Raw genomic sequence first — 16,607 nt, 5'->3', positions numbered from 1 at the left:
TGGGATGCCGGGAGCGATAGCCTGGGCGCATCCCCCTCGATGACATACAGGAGAAGCACGTGTCGGACAGCCCTCAGGCCAACATCGCCGTCGTCGGACTCGCGGTGATGGGATCGAACCTGGCCCGCAACCTCGCCAGCCGCGAGGGCAACACGGTCGCCGTGTTCAACCGCAGCTGGTCGAAGACCGAGACCCTGATCACCGAGCACCCCGAGGCCGGCCTCATCGCCGCCAAGGACTACCAGGAGCTCGCCGACAGCCTCACCACCCCGCGCACCGCGATCATCATGGTGCAGGCGGGCAAGGGCACCGACGCCGTCATCGACGAGCTGACGAAGGTCTTCGAGCCGGGCGACATCATCGTCGACGGCGGCAACGCGCTCTTCACCGACACGATCCGCCGCGAGAAGGCCGTGCGCGAGACCGGCATCAACTTCGTCGGCGCGGGCATCTCGGGCGGCGAGGAGGGCGCGCTCAACGGCCCCTCGATCATGCCCGGCGGCTCGGACGAGTCGTGGGTCACCCTCGGCCCGATCCTCACGTCGATCGCCGCGGTCGCCGAGGGCGAGCCCTGCGTCACGCACGTCGGCCACGACGGCGCCGGCCACTTCGTCAAGATGATCCACAACGGCATCGAGTACGCCGACATGCAGCTCATCGCCGAGGCCTATGACCTCATCCGCCGCGGCACCGGCAAGACCCCCACCGAGATCGCCGACATCTTCACCGAGTGGAATAAGGGCGACCTCGAGTCGTACCTCATCGAGATCACCGCCGAGGTGCTGCGTCAGAACGACGCCGAGACCGGCAAGCCCCTGGTGGATGTCATCCTCGACCAGGCCGGAGCCAAGGGCACCGGCGCGTGGACCGTCAAGAGCGCGCTCGACCTGGGCATCCCCGTGTCGGGCATCGCCGAGGCCGTGTTCGCCCGATCGCTGTCGTCGAAGCCGGCGCAGCGCGCCGCCGCCGCCGACCTGCCCGGCCCGTCGACCGCGTGGGCCGTCGCCCCCGAGGACGCGGACGCCTTCGTCGAGGACGTGCGCCGCGCGCTCTACGCCTCGAAGATCGTCGCCTACTCGCAGGGCTTCGACGAGATCGTCGCCGGCGCCGAGGAGTACGGCTGGAACATCCAGAAGGGCGAGATCGCGAAGATCTGGCGCGGAGGCTGCATCATCCGCGCCCGCTTCCTCAACCGCATCACCGACGCCTACGCCGAGAACCCCGAGCTGGTCGCGCTGCTGACCGCGCCGTTCTTCCGCGACGTGCTGGTCGAGGGCCAGGAGGCCTGGCGTCGCGTCGTCGTCGCGGCGACGCAGTCGGGCATCCCGGCTCCGGCGTTCTCGTCGTCGCTCGCCTACTACGACGGTCTGCGCGCCGAGCGCCTGCCCGCCGCGCTCGTGCAGGGTCAGCGCGACTTCTTCGGCGCGCACACCTACAAGCGCGTCGACAAGCAGGGCACCTTCCACACGCTGTGGTCGGGCGACCGCACCGAGATCGAGGCGACCGACGCGCACTGATCGCGCTCGCGCCCGTGCGGTGAAGGCCGCGGCATCCTCCGGGATGCCGCGGCCTTTCGCATGAGGATCGGCCTGACGCCGCAGGGGTCAGGCCGGCAGGCGGAACACCTCGGGCGCCGGGATGCCGCGGGTCACGTCGGCGAGGATCCGCCCGATCACCGGGGTGAACTTGAAGCCGTGGCCCGAGAATCCGGCGCCCACCGTGACGGCGCCGCGGCGGTCGAGCACGAAGTCCTCGGTGGGCGTCGTCGTGTAGGTGCAGCTGATCGGCACGAAGTGGTCGGGGTCGGCGCCGGGGATCCACTCGCGCACGTAGCGGCGCAGCGCATCCATCTGAACCGGCTCGGCGGCGAAGTCGCGGCGGTCGGGGTGCACCTCGGCGCCCACGCCGTGCCAGCCCACCTTGACGCCCTCGCCGGGCGTCAGCATGCCGTAGGTGGGGCTGAGCATCCACGCGTCGCGCTCGCCGGGCTCGGGGCGCTGCATGAAGCCCGGCCAGACGAAGTCCGAGCCGTCAGCTACGGCGCCGGACGCGGCGCGCGCGGCGAAGTGCGCGGGCTGCTCCTGCGTGACGCGCAGCGGCGGCAGCGCGGCGGCGAGGGATGCCGGGGCGAGGTCGGTCGTCCAGGCGCCGGCGGTCAGCACGACCTGAGCAGGGCGCAGCTCCTCGGCGTCGGTCGTGACGATCGGGCCGGCCGCGCCGTCGACGAGCCCGCGCACCGGCGTCGCGTAGCGGAACTCCGCACCGTGCGCCTCGGCCCGCTCGCGCAGCACGCGCAGGGCGTCGGCGGCGCGCACGCGCCCGGCGTCGAGCGTGTGCAGCACGGACGTCTCGAAGCGGAGTCCGCGCCAGCGCGCGCGCGCCTCGCCGGCGCTGATCAGCTCGCTGCGCACGCCGCGGCGCTCGTGCACCTCGCGCAGCTGCTGCAGCTCGGCGAGCTCGCCGCCATGCTGCACCACGCCGACCCCGTCGATCAGCGTGGTTCCCGACTCGGCCTCGAGCTCGCGCCAGAGGGCGCGCGTCTCGGTGAGCAGGTCCTGGTAGGTGTCGGTCGGGTACGCGGCGCTGAGGTTGCGCGTGGAGCCATGCGAGGCGCCGAGATGGTGGCCCGCCGAATGTTGCTCGAGCACGATCACCGAACGGCCCGCGCGGGCGAGGTGCCAGGCGGTCGCCGAGCCCATCGCGCCGGCGCCGATCACGACGACATCGACGTCGCTGACGCGGCCGCGACCGCGGGGCGCGCTGGTCGCGTCGCTCATGCTGTGACCGCCTTCTCGAAGCAGTGGATGCCGACGGTCGCCGGGTCCGCATCCACGTCGAACTGCGGCGTGTAGCCGAGGCGCAGATAGAGGCGCACGGCCTCGGGCTGGCGGGGGCCGGTGCTCAGCACGATGCGCTCGGCGCCGCGGCGGGCCGCCTCGGCCTCGAGCTCGGCGACGATCACGCGGGCGAGGCCCTCGCCACGGTGGTCGGAGCGGGTCCAGATGCGCTTGAGCTCGATCGTGGACGGGTCGAGGCGCATGAACGCGCCCGCGCTGATCGCCTCGCCGTCGCGCAGGAGCAGCAGGAAGGTGCCCTCGGGAGCGCTGAAGTGCTCGACCGGGTAGCGGTAGACCTCGTCGGCGGCCGAGCCGGGGAACAGGTCGCGGTAGCGCTCGTCGTATTCGCGCACGAGGTCGTCGAGCACGGGCTTCGCGCGCGGGTCGTCGGGGGTCGTGTGCACGAGCTCGTCGCCGGGGGCGAGCGCGGGATGCTGTGGAACGGAGCTGGTGGAGTGCGGGGTGGTCGACATGCTCCCCTCAGTCTGCCCATTCCGCGGGGTGTCTGCCGAGCGGACCGGCCTCCACCGGCCAGTCGAACTCGACGCCGTCGATCTCGAGCGGCGGAGCGAGCCGTCGGGCGGGCCCCCAGGCGGTGGCGACGAGGGTCGGATCGGGGATCGGGTCGAGGATCGGCGCCTGCGTCACCGCCGCCGGGGATGCGTTGTCGGCGGTCGCGCTCGCCGCGCGCATCCGCTCGAGCTCGACGGCGGTGCGGGCGAGCGAGAGCCGCCGGATCGAGCCGGCGCCGGAGCCGTCCGGCCCGCCCTCCCGCAGCCGCTCCGCGAGCCCGGCGAGCGCCGCCGCGGCCACGAGGTACCCGGTCGCGAAGTCGAGCGCCTGCACGGGCAGCGGCGCGGGATGCGCGTCCGGGTCGGTCTCGTCGGGCGCGGCGCCGGCGGCCCGCATCCCGGTGTCGGCGATGCCCGACGACATCTGCACGAGGCTGTCGAAGCCGCGGCGGCCGGCCCACGGACCGGTGAAGCCGTAGGCGTCGAGCGCGACCTCGACGATGCCCGGGCGGATTCGGTGCCGGGTTGCCAGGTCCAGGCCGAGCCCCTCGAGCGCCCCGGGTCGCAGTCCGTGCACGAGCACGTCCGCACCCGCCAGCAGCTCGACGAGTCGCGCGGAGCCCGCCGGGGTGCGCGCATCGAGGCGCGCCGCGCGCTTGCCCGACATCACGATCGGCAGCACGCCCGGCTCGTCCCAGTCGGGCGGGTCGACGCGCAGCACCTCGGCGCCGAGTCCGGCGAGCAGCTGCGTCGCGGTGGGTCCTGCGAGCACGCGGGTCAGGTCGAGCACCCGCAGGCCGGCGAGCGGACGGCCCGCGGCGGGGCGCCAGGTCGAGGCGGACGCCGGTCGGGGTTCGCCGGCGGGCGCCGCGACGCGGGCGACGAGCGGCTCGTCGGCCACCGCGCGGCCCTGGGGATGCGCGGCCCACGCCGCAGCGGACCGCAGCGCGGCCGCCGCTCCCCCGGCCTCGACCACGCGCTGCTCGACCTCGTCGGCGTCGAGTGCGGCGACGGCGGCCTCCACGACTTCTCGCTCCGCAGACGCGTCCAGCCCCAGCGCCCGCAGCGCCGCCCGGCGGTGGTGCGGCGCATTGGTGTGCAGGCGCACCCAGCCGTCACGGGCGCGGTAGTCGCCGGCCAGCGCATCCCAGGCGGGCGGCGGCGCCCAGCCGACGGGGTCGAGCGGACTGCGGAACCACGCCTCGGCCAGCTCGCGCCGCACGCGCGCGGCCGGCTCGGCGTGCCCGAGGGCGACGAGCAGCCCGGCGACGGCCGAGCCCGCGGCGCCGACCGCCGCGGACGCCAGGTCGGAGACCGGATACGCCGACGCGAGTCCGCGCTCGCCGACCACGGTCGCCGGCGCGACCGACAGCCCCAGCTCGCGGATCGCATCCATGTCGTGACCGTACTCCCGGCACCGGCGCAGCGATCGCGTGGCACGATGGTCCGCGTGCCGAGCGACGACGAGTTCCACCCGGAGCTGGCCGAGTACGTTCCCCACGACCGGCCGCTGCGACACCCGATGACCGTGCGCATCATGCGCATCGTCGTCGTGGTGGGCGTGTTCGCGCTCGTCATCCCGGGGATGCTCGTGACGCTGCAGACGCAGGCGCGCTCGGCGGCCTTCACCTGCTCGGCGATCGTGGCCGCATCCGCCCCGGGATACGACGGCACGGTGCGCTTCGAGCTCGGCGACGACGGACCCGGCTGGTACTGCTACAGCGTCGGGTTCGACCGGCAGGAGCGCCTGTTCGCCTCGCTCGGTCTGATCCCCGAGGCGCGCACGCGCTGACGTCACCGGGTCGTCGGCTTCGGACTGCGCTGGCGAGACGACCGCGAGGCCGTCGCCGGTCTCGGCGGCATCGGGTCGCCCGGCGTCCACCGCGCGCGCAGCCCGTTGCGGAATCGCACCCCGGCCACGTGCCCGACGCCGATCGCGATCGTGCTGACGAGAGCGACGACGCCGCTCGCCACCAGCGCGATCACGCCCGCGGGATGCAGCGCCGCCAGCTCCGCCACGTCGGTGCGCTCCATCTCGACCACGGCGGGCACCAGCATGAGCGCGGCGATCAGCGCGGCCGCGACCCCGCCCATCCCGAGCAGCACGGCGGTGGGATGCTGCGACAGCTCGTCGGAGATCTCCGACGGCCGCAGACTCACGCCGGTCAGGCGAGCGAGCTGCGCCAGCTCGCCGCGACGCAGCCGGCGCCGCACGATCCAGAGAACGAGCACCCCGAGCTCGAGGATCGCGCCGATGATCGCCACGGCCGTCGCGATCAGCACGAGCACGTCGATGAACGTCTCGACCGGTGTCGACCAGTAGCGCGTCGAGCAGGTTCGGCACGGCTGCCGGATGAACACGGCCGCCATGAGGATGCCGCCGCTGATCAGGAAGGTGCGCAGCGCGATCCGGCCGCCGCGCACGACGGCGAGCGTCAGCCAGTGCCCGGGGCGGCCGGCCTCGAGACGCATCGGCGCTCCCGCGACGCGCTCGCGATCGGCGCGCTCTGCCGCCTCCGCCGCCTCCGCCGCATCCACGCGATCGCGCCCGCGGCGCGACTGGACCCGATCACGCAGCCGGCGCCACCACGCGGGTCCGCCGCCGCGGAACGCCCGCAGCCCCAGGATGCACACCGCGAGCCCGGCGGCCATCACGAGCAGCACGATCCCGATGATCTCGGGGTCGTCGTCGGGGTCCATGAGGAAGACGATCGCCGTCACGAAGAGCATGACGCCGCACAGCGCCGCGAGCACGCGCAGCAAGCCCCGGAGTCCGTCGAAGGGCTTCTGCCCGGCGACGAGCGCGCGCTGGCGGCGCGGGGCGATCAGCTCGGGACGGGCATCCAGCCTGCGCAGCTCGTCACGGGCGAGCAGCACGCCGGCGACCGGGCCGGCGAGGAAGCGCAGCAGCAGTCCGGCCGCGAACGCCGGGAGCGTGAGTCCGACCCCGAGGCGGGCGATGGCGTCGCCGACACGTGCCGGGTCGCCGGTCATCACCTCGGTGACGAGCAGCGCGGCCGCGATGACCGCGAGCAGGCCGATCAGGGTGCCGTACATCAGCGCCAGGCCGACGTCGGCGATCGTCAGCGCGACGAGCCGCGCGGGTCGAGGCTCGACCTCGGCGAAGCGCGCCCCGCTCACGGGCGAGCGCTCAGGCGGCGCCGTCGAACATGCTCGTGACCGAGCCGTCGTCGAAGACCTCGTGGATGGCGCGGGCGATCAGCGGCGCGATCGGCAGGATCTCGAGGCGGTCCCAGCGCTTCGACTCCGGCACCGGCAGCGTGTCGGTGACGACGACCGAGTCGATGAAGTCGCTCTGCAGGATCTCGACGGCCGGATCGCTGAACACGGCGTGGGTCGCGGCGACGACGACGCCGATCGCGCCCTGCGCCTTGAGCGCCTCGGCGGCCTTGACGATCGTGCGGCCGGTGTCGATGAGGTCGTCGACGAGCAGGCACACGCGCCCCTCGACCTGGCCGACGATCTCATGCACGGTCACCTGGTTCGCGACCTTCGGGTCGCGGCGCTTGTGGATGATCGCGAGCGGGGCGCCGAGCTTGTCGCTCCAGATGTCGGCGACGCGCACGCGGCCCATGTCGGGGCTGACGACCGTCAGCGTCGACGGGTCGAGCTTGGCCTGGAAGTGCTCGAGCAGCACCGGCATGGCGAACAGGTGGTCGACGGGGCCGTCGAAGAAGCCCTGGATCTGCGCGGCGTGCAGGTCGACGCTCATGATGCGGTCGGCGCCGGCGGCCTTGAACAGGTCGGCGACCAGGCGGGCCGAGATCGGCTCGCGGCCGCGGCCCTTCTTGTCCTGACGCGAGTAGGGATAGAACGGGGCCACGACGGTGATGCGCTTCGCGCTCGCGCGCTTGGCCGCATCCACCATGATCAGCTGCTCCATGAGCCACTCGTTGATGGGGCTCGTGTGCGACTGGATGACGAACATGTCGGCACCGCGCACGCTCTCCTCGAAGCGGGAGTAGATCTCGCCGTTGGCGAAGGTGCGCGAGTCGGTCTCGACCAGCTCCGATCCGAGCTCGGCGGCGATGTCGTGTGCGAGCTGCGGATGAGCACGCCCCGTGACGAGGACGAGCTTCTTCTCACCGGTGATCTTGATCGCGGCCACGATCTCGCTTCCTGCCCTCAGGCGCTCGGCTCGGTGGGCGTCTCGGCGCGGGACTCCGCGGCCGCCTGCGCCGACGCGGTGCCCGGTCGCTTCTGCTCGACCCAGCCCTCGATGTTGCGTTGCGGAGCGACGGTGAGCGCCAGCGATCCCGCAGGAACGTCCTTGCGGACCACGGCGCCGGCTCCCGTGTACGCTCCGTCACCGATCCTAACGGGCGCGACGAGCACGGTATGCGACGCGATCCTCACGTTCCGGCCGATCTCGGTGCGGTGCTTGTTCACGCCGTCGTAGTTCGAGGTGATCGTGCCGGCGCCGAGGTTCGACTCCTCGCCGACCTCGGCATCCCCCACGTAGCTGAGGTGCGGCACCTTGGTGCCGCGGCCGATCTTGGCGTTCTTCGTCTCGACGTAGGCGCCGATCTTGCCGCCGCCGCCGAGCTCGGTGCCCGCGCGGATGTACGAGAACGGCCCGACAGTCGAGTAGGCCTTGAAGACGGCCAGGGTGGCGTCGGTGCGCACGAGCGAGGCGCCCTCGCCGACCTCGCAGTCGACGAGGGTCGTGTCGGGGCCGATCACGGCATCCCGGTCGATCGTCGTGGCGCCGAGGAGGCGGCTGCCGGGCAGGATCTCGGTGTCCTCGCCGATCGTGACGGCGAGGTCGATCCAGGTCGTCGCCGGGTCGACGATCGTGACGCCGGCGAGCTGCCAGCCGCGCACGATCATCGCGTTGAGGCGGCGGGCCTGCTCCGAGAGCTGGGCGCGGTCGTTGACGCCGCCGACGATCCAGGGCTCGCTGACCGGCACGGCGGCGACGGCCGATCCGGATGCGCGCAGCAGTCCGACGACCTCGGTCAGGTACTTCTCCCCCGCCGCGTTCTCGGTCGTCAGGGCGGGCAGGTGTGTGCGCAGGGCGGCGACGCTGAAGACGTAGCTGCCGGAGTTGATCTCGCCGATCGCGAGCTCGGTCTCGGCCGCATCCTTGTGCTCGACGATGCGGTCGACGCCGCCGTCGGCGTCGCGCACGATGCGGCCGTAGCCGGTGGCGTCGTCGAGCACGGCGCTGAGCAGAGTGGCCTGCGCCTGCGCACCGCGGTGGGCGGCGACGAGACCGGCGAGGGTCGCCGCATCCAGCAGGGGCACGTCGCCGGAGATGACGACGACGTCGCCGTCGAAGTCGGCGGGCAGCGCGGCGACGGCCTGCTCGACGGCACGGCCGGTGCCGGGCACGTCGTCCTGGTCGACGACGATCGCCTCCGGGCTCAGCTCGGCGATCGCCGCGGCGACCTCGTCGCGCTGGTGGCGCACGACGGTCAGCACGTGCGCCGGGTCGAGCTCGCGGGCGGTGGCGAGCACGTGCCCGATCATGGGCACGCCGGCGATCGGATGCAGCACCTTCGCCTTCTTCGATCGCATGCGCGTGCCGGCTCCGGCAGCGAGGACGACGACGGCCAGGCGCGAATCGCTCATGTGGCCATTCTGGCGGAAGTCGTCGGACGGGCCGGCACCGGGGCCGCTCAGCTCAGCAGCTCGCGCAGCTTCTGCAGGTCGCCGAGCACGGTGGCGCAGTCCTCGTCGAACTGCTCGTCGGTCATCCCGTCGCGCCGCTGCACCGTGAAGACGACCTCGCTGGCAGCGCCGTGCTCTCCGACCGCGAGCACGCGCATCGGGTTGTGATTCACCGTGCCGTCGGGGAAGACGACCTCGTGATCGAGCACGCCGGGCTCGTCGGAGACGAAGCGCACCTCGATCGCCCCCATGGGCGAGTCGGCGAACCACTGATCGCCCTCACGGCGGATGCCCGTCGCGAGCCCCGACGCCCAGCGCGGCAGCTTGGCCGGATCGCCCGCGAACGCCGACACCTCCTCGGCGGGGCGGTCGATGGTGATGCTGACGCGGCGGTCGGAGGTCTCGCTCATGCGGGCATCCTGCCGACCGCCGCCGACATCGACGGCGAACGTGCCGCAGATGCTCAGGCCGGCACGGCTCAGGCCGGCACGATGACCGCGCGCCCGCGCACCTGGCCGGCGTGCAGCCGGTCGTAGGCCTCGGTCGCGTTCTCGAGCGAGAACTGCTCGACGTGGATCGAGATCGCGCCGCGCTTGGCCAGCTCGACGACCTCCATCAGCTCGGTGCGCGATCCCCAGTTGATCGCGCGGCCGTTGACGTCGAGCGGCACGGTCGTCTGGCCGATCGGCACCGCGCCCTTCGCGACGCCGACGACGACGATCTGGCCGGCCGTGCGGATCATGCCGGCGGCGAGGTCGGCGGTGGGCTGGATGCCGACGAAGTCGAACACGGCATCCGCGCCGTGACCGCCGGTCAGCTCCTTGACCGAGGCGATCGCATCCGGGGTCGAGAGGAAGGCGTGGTCGGCGCCGACCTCGCGCGCGAAGTCGAGGCGCTCCTCGGCGACGTCGAGCACGACGACGGTCGACTGGCTCAGGGCCTTGAGCAGCTGGATGGCGACGTGGCCGAGTCCGCCCGAGCCGATGACGACGGCCGTGGTGCCGGGCACGAGGTGCGGCAGGGCCGACTTGATGGCGCGGTAGGGGGTGAGGCCCGCATCCGTCAGCGAGACGTTCTGCACCGGGTCGAGGTCGCCCAACGGCACGAGGTGGCGGGCGTCGTCGACGATCATGTACTCGGCCATGCCGCCGTCGCTGAAGATGCCGGGGGCGCGCATCCCCTTCTCGCAGTTGTTCTCCTGGCCCTGGGCGCACTGGTAGCAGCGTCCGCAGCCCCAGGGTCCGTAGACGAGCACCGACTCGCCGACCTCGACGTCGTGCACGCCGTCGCCGATCTGCTCGACGACGCCGGCGACCTCGTGGCCGAGGGTGAGCGGCAGGGGCTTGAAGTAGTAGTCCTCGGCCGAGGTGCCCATGATGAACTCGTCGGAGTGGCAGGCGCCGGCGGCGGTGACCCGCAGCAGGATCTCGCTCGGCCCGGGAACGGGCTTCTCGATCTCGACCAGCTCGGGGCGGGATCCGATGGTGCGGTACTGCAGGGCCTTCACGGCGGACTTCTTCCTCCGGGCGCGCCGCCCGGGTCGGGTGCGGGCGCCGGTGGGCGTCCTGGACGAGGCTACTCCTGTTGTACAGGCGTCGCTTACGCTTGCGGCCGAGGAGATCAGGACCCGTGGATGCGCGCCCGGCCCGGTCCGCGGACCGCGAGGTGGCTCGTGCGCCGCGGGGCGGCGCGCGTCAGAATCCCGAGGGCGGGCATCCGGTCATCGACGCACCGGGCGGACCGGGCGCACCGCACGAGGAGGCACCGTGACCACGACGATCGGCTTCATCGGACTCGGCGTGATGGGCCGCCCGATGGCGCACAACCTGCTGCGAGCCGGGCGCGATCTGGTCGTCTGGAATCGCAGCCCCGAAGCCACCGACGAGCTGCGCGCGGCCGGAGCGGTCGTGGCCGACGACGTCGACGGCGTCTTCGCGGCCGCGTCGACCGTGATCGTCATGCTCGTCGACGAGGCGGTGACGGATGCGGTACTCGGTCGCGGCACCGCATCCTTCGCCGCCCGAGCGGCCGGTCACCTGATCGTCTCGACGGGCTCGACCTCGCCCGACTACGCCCGCGGTCTCGCCGCCGACGTGGCCGCCGCGGGGGGTCGCTTCGTCGCGGCGCCCGTGTCGGGCTCGCGCATACCCGCCGAGCGGGGCGAGCTGGTGGCGCTGCTCGGCGGCGCGCCCGACGACCGTGCGGCCGCGCGCGAGCTGCTCGCTCCCCTGTGCCGCGAGCTGCTCGACTGCGGCGAGGTCGGCGGCGGACTGCTCATGAAGCTCGCGGTGAACCTCTATCTCGACGTGTCGATCGCGGCGCTCGCCGAGGCCGTCAACCTCGCGGCGCGCGCCGGGCTCGACCTGGACGTGTTCGACGCGGCCGTGCAGTCGGGGCAGCTCGCGAGCACCGTCACGCGGGTGAAGGTGCCGAAGCTCGTGTCGCGCGACTTCGCGGCGCAGGCGACGGCGCGGGATGCGCTCACCAACACGGGCCTGATCGCCGACGCCGCGCGGGCGGCGGGTGCCGCGACGCCGCTGCTCGACGCGAGCGCGGCGCTCTACGCCGAGGCCGTCGCGCTCGGCGCGGGACGCGACGACATGAGCGCGGTGCTGCGCGCGATCGAGGAGCGGAGCGGCTAGCGGGATGCGCGGCGCGCGTCGTCCGCCGGGCGGGACCGCGCATCCGGAGCCGTCGGCAGCACGCTCGACGCCAGCATCGCGAGCTTCTCGGCCGCCGCCGTGCCCGGCTCGGGGTGGTAGACGACGAGCATCAGCCCGCCCTCGCCGACGGCGAGCTTCTCGCGGTCGACGCGCAGCTCGCCGAGCTGCGGGTGCTCGAACACCATTGCGGCGCCGGCGCGCGGGCCGACGTCGTGCCGGGCCCAGAGCCGACGGAACTCCGGGCTGGCGAGCGAGAGCTCGCCGACCAGCTCGATGAAGCGCGGGTCGTCGATGTCGCTGCCGACCGCGGCACGGAAGCCGGCGACGAGGCCCTGGCCGGCGCGCTCCCAGTGCGGGAACAGGTCGCGCTCGGCAGGGTTCAGGAAGAAGTCGCGCAGGCGGTTGCCGCCCACGACGAGGCTCGGCGAGAGGGCGGCGGCGAGGGGGTTGGCGACCAGCACGTCGAGGTAACGACCCTCGACGAACGCGGGGAACGGCAGCGACTGCACGAAGCGCGCCGTGCTCGGCGGCACGGTCTCGCGACGCGGCGCGCGCCGGGTGCGGCGCGGGCGGTCGGCGGCGAGGCTCAGCAGGTAGCTGTCGTCGTCGAGCAGCAGCACGCGGGCGATCGCCTGCAGCACCTGGGCCGAGGGATGCCGGTCGCGCCCCTGCTCGAGCCGCAGGTAGTACTCGGCGCTGATGCCCGAGAGCATCGCGACCTCCTCGCGACGCAGACCCGGCACGCGGCGGGTGCCGCTCGCCGGGATGCCGACCTGCTCGGGCGTCACGAGCTCGCGGCGGGCGCGCAGGTACTCGCCGAGCAGGTTCGGCTCGGGATGCGCGGCGCCGGTGGCGGGGCGCGGCGTGTCGGAGGGCATGTCCAGCACGGTAGTCGCGGTCGTGCCACGCGTCCCTGGTCCTGCCGCTACCAGTGTCGCGGGATACCTGGCCGGGCTCGCGGGGCCGACGGAGCATGGGAGCGACTTCGAGGAAGGACCACCACCATGACCACCGCATCCGCTGCACCCATCGAGCCCGCCGCAACCGGCGCATCCATCGCTTCCGACTCGCCGCCTGCCGCACCGGTGCTCGTCACCGGCGGCTCGGGCTTCATCGCTGGGCACGTCATCCTGCAACTGCTCGCCGCGGGACGCACCGTGCGGGCGACCGTGCGCTCGCTCGCGAGCGAGCCGAAGGTGCGCGCCGAGCTCGCCGCCGCCGGCCTGAGCGACGCCGACGGCGCGCGGCTGAGCTTCGTCGCCGCCGACCTGCTCGACGACGCCGGCTGGGCCGAGGCCGTCGCCGGGGCGCCGACGATCATCCACGTCGCCTCGCCCGTGCACCTCGAGAACATGACCGACGAGGACGACGTGATCCGTCCGGCGCGCGAGGGCACGCTGCGCGTGCTGCGTGCGGCCCGGGATGCGGGCGCGCGTCGCGTCGTGCTGACCGGCGCCTTCCACGCGGTCGGCTTCGGCCAGCCGCACGACCACGACGTGTTCACCGAAGACGACTGGTCGCCGCTCGACGGCCGCGGGATGGATGCCTACGGTCGCAGCAAGGTGCTCGCCGAGCGCGCGGCGTGGGAGTTCGTCGAGCAGGTCCGCGCCGACGGCGGCGAGCTCGAGCTCGTGACCCTGCTGCCGGTCGCCGTGATGGGTCCGGTGCTCGGCACCGGCGTCTCGGGGTCGAATCACATCATCCAGCGCATGCTGACGGGCGGCATGCCCGCGTTCCCGAACATGAACGTGCCGATCGTCGACGTGCGCGATGTCGCGGCGGCGCACGTGTCCGCCGCGTCGGCGCCCTCGGATGCCGTGGCGGGCAAGCGCATCCTGGTCGCGACCGGCGAGGATGCGATCGCCCTCGCCGACGTGGGTGCGCTGCTGCGCGAGAACCTCGGCGACGCGGCGGCGAAGGTGCCGACGCGCAGACTGCCGGACTTCGTGGTGAAGGCGATGGCGCTGAAAGACCCGAACCTGCGCTCGATGGCCGCCGACCTCGGCTTCGCGAAGCAGATCTCGAACGAGCGCCTGCGCACCCTGCTCCGCGTGACGCCGCGCCCCGGACGCGAGGCCGCGCTCGCCGCCGCCGAGAGCCTGGTCGCGAAGGGGATGATCGGCTGAGCCGCGCCGGGGCAGGTCGGGATTCAGCCTCGGCGCATCAGCGCGGCTCGTCGTCGGTGACGCGCTGCTGCACGCGCACGCCGCCGTCGGGGTCGACCGTGCGTCGCTCGGTGGTGACGCGACCGCGCAGGGTCGCGACCAGGCCGATGATGAAGAGCACCACTCCCGCGACCATGAGGATCGCGCCGATGATGGGCAGGCTGACGCCGGGGACGGCGAAAGAGACGGCGAACGCGAGGATCGCGCCGATGACGAACAAGACGATTCCGCCGGCGATCATTGTGATCTCCTCTCGGTAGGGACCACTGAGGGTACGAGCGATCGTCGCGCGACGGCGTCGATCTCAGCCGGTCACAAGGTGATGCTCGCGAGCGGAGTCGACGGATCGCGCCGCCACGTCGCATACTGACCGACATGCGACGCACAGGGGGACGCCGCGAAAGTCGGCTCCGGCTCTCGGTGCGCGTGCGCATCCTCGTCTCCGTGCTGCTCGTCGCCGCGATCGGCATCGCCGCCGCCGGACTGGTCGCGGGGCTCGTTCAGCGAGCAGCGGTTCTGAGAGCCATCGACTCCGAGCAGTCCGCCGATATCGCCGTCGTCGCCGACATCGCGGCCGGACGACGCGGGGCCGCGCCCAGCACGGTGCGCGAGCTGCTGACACAGGGCCTGCAGCAGGTTCAGCCGGCGCCGGGGAGCTCGGTGTTCGCGGTCGACGATGCCGGCGCGGTGCTCATCCCCGGCGTCGACCTGCCCTTCCGCCTCGACACGGATGCCGCCTTCCTCGCCCGGGTCGGCGACGAAGCCAGCACCGACCGGGTCGTGCGCGGCGTCGCGACCGTCGATGGCCGCAACGTGCTCTATCGGATCGTGCCGGTCGGGGTCGCCGCGGATCCGAGCGGCGGACTCTGGGTGATCGGAACGGATGTCGGCGCCCGACTCGAGGACCTCGCCGCCGCGGCACGCAGCTTCGCCGCGGTCGCCGCGATCGCGCTCACCGCCCTCGGAATCGTCGGCTGGTTCGTGGCGGGGCGCCTCCTGCGCCCGCTGCGAGTGCTGCGCGAGATCGCGGAGACGGCATCGGAGAACGACCTCGACGACCGGGTTCCCGTGCGCGGGCGCGACGACGTGAGCGAACTCGCGGCGACGGTCAACAGGATGCTCGACCGGCTGAGCTCCGCCTTCTCGGCGCAGCGTCAGCTCGCCGACGACGTGAGCCATGAGCTGCGCACCCCGGTCACCATCGTGCGGGGACACCTCGAGGTGATGGACCCGACCGACCACGCGGACGTGCGGTCGACCCGCGACCTCGCGATCGACGAGCTCGACCGCATGTCGCTGCTGATCGGCGACCTCACCACGCTCGCGCGGTCCGACGCTCCGGGTTTCGTCGATGCCGCCAGCACCGACCTGCACGCGTTCGGCGTCGAGGTCGTCGCGCGCGCGTCGGCCCTGTCGGCCGAACACCGATGGGCCAGCTCGCTCGGCGCCACAGGCCAGGCTCAGATCGATGCGCGACGGCTGGCCCAGGCGTGGCTCGAGCTTGCCAGGAACGCAGCGAAGTACGCACCCCCGGGCACCCTCATCACCCTGGCGACCGCGGACAGCGGCGACGACATCCTCGTGCGCGTCGACGATGAGGGTCCGGGTGTGCCGCGCGAGCTGAGGACGCGGGCGTTCGAGCGATTCGACCGCGCGGGCCGCGGCGCCGACAGCGCCGGCTCGGGCCTCGGACTCGCGATCGTGACCGCGATCGCGCAGGCTCATGGTGGTTCGGCGTCGCTGTCCGACGTCGAACCGCGCGGCAACCGCGCCGAGATCCGCATCCCCCGCCGGGGCCGAGACGAGGGACACCGCCCATGGCACGCATCCTGATCGCCGACGACGAGGCGCGCATCGCCGCGTTCGTGAGCAAGGGCCTGCAGGCGGCGGGACACACGGCCGAGACCGTCTCCGACGGACACGCCGCCCTCGCGCGAGCCGAATCGGGCGACGTCGACCTGCTTCTGCTCGACGTCGGGCTTCCCGGCATCAATGGATTCGAGGTGCTGCGTCACCTGCGCGGCAGCGGAAGCCAGGTGCCCGTGATCATGCTCACGGCGCGCGCCTCGCTGCTCGACACGATCGCGGGGTTCGACGGCGGAGCCGATGACTACATCACGAAGCCGTTCCGCTTCGACGAGCTCCTGGTGCGCGTGCGCGCGCGCCTGCGCACCGCCGGCACGCCGACGCGCGATGAGGGGCTGGAGCTCGCGGTGGCCGGAGTCCGTCTCGATCTGCGCACCCGTCGCGCCCAGATCGGCGACGCGCGGGTCGATCTCTCGGGACGGGAGTTCGCTCTGCTGGAGGAGTTCCTGCGGCATCCGGATCAGGTGCTGAGCCGCGAGCAGCTGCTGAGTCGCGTGTGGGGCATCGACTTCGACCCCGGCTCGAACGTCGTCGACGCCTACGTGCGCTCGCTGCGCAAGAAGATCGGGGCCGAGCGGATCAGCACGGTGCGCGGAGCCGGCTACCGGCTGGTCGGCGAGACGGACTGACCCGTTCGATCGCCGCGGATGAGAGCGACCGCGGCAGCCTTTCGGGTTCGAGCACCCGGTTCCCGCGTCCGTCCCGCCGTTCGGTCCGAACGGCCCGAGGACGATCTCGACCCCTCGGGATCACGACGATCAGCCGTTGTTCGAGGAGCCGTTCCCGTTCCCGTTAGACGAGCCGGTCCGGTTCGAGGGACCGTTCCCGTTCGAGGAGCCGTTCCCGTTCGACGAGCCGTTCCCGTTCCCGTTGGACGAACCGTTCCCGTTCCCGTTAGACGACCCGTTCCCGTTTGACGAGCCGTTCCCG

The 16,607-nt window shown here is 72.8% G+C and carries 16 protein-coding genes; 6 read left to right on the top strand and 10 right to left on the bottom strand.

The genetic code is table 11. The features are described 5' to 3' along the window. Positions 1–59 precede the first annotated feature (59 nt). Positions 60–1,517: an NADP-dependent phosphogluconate dehydrogenase gene (gndA, locus tag FJ658_RS07195; protein WP_141144678.1), complete on the top strand. Its 1,458-nt coding sequence runs from the start codon at positions 60–62 to the stop codon at positions 1,515–1,517. 87 nt (positions 1,518–1,604) lie between these two features. Here the strand turns inward: gndA and FJ658_RS07190 are convergent, their stop codons facing one another. The 3 genes from FJ658_RS07190 to FJ658_RS07180 are packed head-to-tail and all read right to left on the bottom strand — an operon-like array spanning position 1,605 to position 4,745. Continuing rightward, positions 1,605–2,777 (bottom strand): FAD-dependent oxidoreductase, encoded by a 1,173-nt coding sequence (locus FJ658_RS07190; protein WP_141144677.1) that lies wholly within the window; start codon positions 2,775–2,777, stop codon positions 1,605–1,607. Further along, positions 2,774–3,310, bottom strand: a complete 537-nt coding sequence (locus tag FJ658_RS07185) for a GNAT family N-acetyltransferase (protein WP_141144676.1) — start codon at positions 3,308–3,310, stop codon at positions 2,774–2,776. Before FJ658_RS07185 ends, FJ658_RS07190 begins: the two co-directional genes overlap by 4 nt. Positions 3,311–3,317: 7 nt before the next feature. Then, the gene (locus FJ658_RS07180) at positions 3,318–4,745 is read right to left on the bottom strand and encodes a CoA transferase (protein WP_141144675.1); all 1,428 of its coding nucleotides are present in this window, start codon (positions 4,743–4,745) and stop codon (positions 3,318–3,320) included. Between the two features lie 45 nt (positions 4,746–4,790). Here FJ658_RS07180 and FJ658_RS07175 point away from each other — a divergent pair, with 45 nt between their 5' ends. Next, positions 4,791–5,141 carry a hypothetical protein gene (locus FJ658_RS07175; protein WP_141144674.1) on the top strand — a complete coding sequence of 117 codons (351 nt, stop codon included), beginning with the start codon at positions 4,791–4,793 and terminating at the stop codon, positions 5,139–5,141. 2 nt (positions 5,142–5,143) lie between these two features. Here the strand turns inward: FJ658_RS07175 and FJ658_RS07170 are convergent, their stop codons facing one another. The 5 genes from FJ658_RS07170 to FJ658_RS07150 all read right to left on the bottom strand — a co-directional run bounded on the left by FJ658_RS07170 (position 5,144) and on the right by FJ658_RS07150 (position 10,490). Further along, complete coding sequence (locus tag FJ658_RS07170) at positions 5,144–6,490, bottom strand: hypothetical protein (RefSeq protein WP_141144673.1); 1,347 nt, start codon at positions 6,488–6,490, stop codon at positions 5,144–5,146. Between the two features lie 10 nt (positions 6,491–6,500). Continuing rightward, on the bottom strand, positions 6,501–7,478 hold the full coding sequence (locus tag FJ658_RS07165) for a ribose-phosphate diphosphokinase (RefSeq protein WP_141144672.1): 978 nt from the start codon (positions 7,476–7,478) through the stop codon (positions 6,501–6,503). 17 nt (positions 7,479–7,495) lie between these two features. Beyond that, positions 7,496–8,944, bottom strand: coding sequence for a bifunctional UDP-N-acetylglucosamine diphosphorylase/glucosamine-1-phosphate N-acetyltransferase GlmU (glmU, locus tag FJ658_RS07160; protein ID WP_141144671.1), 1,449 nt, complete (start codon positions 8,942–8,944; stop codon positions 7,496–7,498). A gap of 47 nt (positions 8,945–8,991) precedes the next feature. Next, entirely contained in the window at positions 8,992–9,393 is a 402-nt protein-coding gene (locus tag FJ658_RS07155) for an SRPBCC family protein (protein WP_141144670.1), read from the bottom strand. Between the two features lie 68 nt (positions 9,394–9,461). Continuing rightward, on the bottom strand, positions 9,462–10,490 hold the full coding sequence (locus FJ658_RS07150) for an NAD(P)-dependent alcohol dehydrogenase (RefSeq protein WP_141144669.1): 1,029 nt from the start codon (positions 10,488–10,490) through the stop codon (positions 9,462–9,464). A 259-nt stretch (positions 10,491–10,749) separates the two neighbouring features. On the opposite strand from FJ658_RS07150, the gene FJ658_RS07145 reads away from it, so the two are divergent. After that, positions 10,750–11,625, top strand: a complete 876-nt coding sequence (locus FJ658_RS07145) for an NAD(P)-dependent oxidoreductase (RefSeq protein WP_219995730.1) — start codon at positions 10,750–10,752, stop codon at positions 11,623–11,625. On the opposite strand, the gene FJ658_RS07140 is transcribed toward FJ658_RS07145, so the two are convergent. After that, positions 11,622–12,524, bottom strand: coding sequence for a helix-turn-helix domain-containing protein (locus FJ658_RS07140; protein ID WP_141144667.1), 903 nt, complete (start codon positions 12,522–12,524; stop codon positions 11,622–11,624). The two genes, FJ658_RS07145 and FJ658_RS07140, sit on opposite strands and share 4 nt — an antisense overlap. A gap of 126 nt (positions 12,525–12,650) precedes the next feature. On the opposite strand from FJ658_RS07140, the gene FJ658_RS07135 reads away from it, so the two are divergent. Then, the gene (locus FJ658_RS07135) at positions 12,651–13,772 is read left to right on the top strand and encodes an NAD-dependent epimerase/dehydratase family protein (protein WP_141144666.1); all 1,122 of its coding nucleotides are present in this window, start codon (positions 12,651–12,653) and stop codon (positions 13,770–13,772) included. A 37-nt stretch (positions 13,773–13,809) separates the two neighbouring features. Here FJ658_RS07135 and FJ658_RS07130 read toward each other — a convergent pair whose 3' ends face one another. Beyond that, the gene (locus FJ658_RS07130) at positions 13,810–14,052 is read right to left on the bottom strand and encodes a DUF6458 family protein (RefSeq protein WP_141144665.1); all 243 of its coding nucleotides are present in this window, start codon (positions 14,050–14,052) and stop codon (positions 13,810–13,812) included. A gap of 179 nt (positions 14,053–14,231) precedes the next feature. Here FJ658_RS07130 and FJ658_RS07125 point away from each other — a divergent pair, with 179 nt between their 5' ends. Further along, a complete protein-coding gene (locus tag FJ658_RS07125; protein ID WP_181408361.1) occupies positions 14,232–15,644 on the top strand; it encodes a HAMP domain-containing sensor histidine kinase in 1,413 nt (470 codons plus the stop codon). Continuing rightward, positions 15,629–16,306: a response regulator transcription factor gene (locus tag FJ658_RS07120; RefSeq protein ID WP_141144663.1), complete on the top strand. Its 678-nt coding sequence runs from the start codon at positions 15,629–15,631 to the stop codon at positions 16,304–16,306. The genes FJ658_RS07125 and FJ658_RS07120 overlap by 16 nt, the downstream gene beginning before the upstream one ends. Positions 16,307–16,607: the final 301 nt, after the last annotated feature.

Origin of the sequence: Schumannella sp. 10F1B-5-1, from assembly GCF_006517535.1 — a bacterium.
Classification (GTDB): Bacteria; Actinomycetota; Actinomycetes; order Actinomycetales; family Microbacteriaceae; genus Schumannella.
The sequence above is the reverse complement of the archived record's forward strand: the minus strand, read 5'-3'. Positions and strand labels throughout refer to the sequence as shown.

Bases quoted from the DNA above. Each gene is read 5' to 3' on its own strand.
- FJ658_RS07120 (WP_141144663.1), top strand. From the start codon at position 15,629: ATGGCACGCATCCTGATCGCCGACGACGAGGCGCGCATCGCCGCGTTC.
- FJ658_RS07135 (WP_141144666.1), top strand. From the start codon at position 12,651: ATGACCACCGCATCCGCTGCACCCATCGAGCCCGCCGCAACCGGCGCA.
- FJ658_RS07185 (WP_141144676.1), bottom strand. From the start codon at position 3,310: ATGTCGACCACCCCGCACTCCACCAGCTCCGTTCCACAGCATCCCGCG.
- FJ658_RS07180 (WP_141144675.1), bottom strand. From the start codon at position 4,745: ATGGATGCGATCCGCGAGCTGGGGCTGTCGGTCGCGCCGGCGACCGTG.
- FJ658_RS07175 (WP_141144674.1), top strand. From the start codon at position 4,791: ATGGTCCGCGTGCCGAGCGACGACGAGTTCCACCCGGAGCTGGCCGAG.
- FJ658_RS07155 (WP_141144670.1), bottom strand. From the start codon at position 9,393: ATGAGCGAGACCTCCGACCGCCGCGTCAGCATCACCATCGACCGCCCC.
- glmU (WP_141144671.1), bottom strand. From the start codon at position 8,944: ATGAGCGATTCGCGCCTGGCCGTCGTCGTCCTCGCTGCCGGAGCCGGC.
- FJ658_RS07140 (WP_141144667.1), bottom strand. From the start codon at position 12,524: ATGCCCTCCGACACGCCGCGCCCCGCCACCGGCGCCGCGCATCCCGAG.
- FJ658_RS07190 (WP_141144677.1), bottom strand. From the start codon at position 2,777: ATGAGCGACGCGACCAGCGCGCCCCGCGGTCGCGGCCGCGTCAGCGAC.
- FJ658_RS07130 (WP_141144665.1), bottom strand. From the start codon at position 14,052: ATGATCGCCGGCGGAATCGTCTTGTTCGTCATCGGCGCGATCCTCGCG.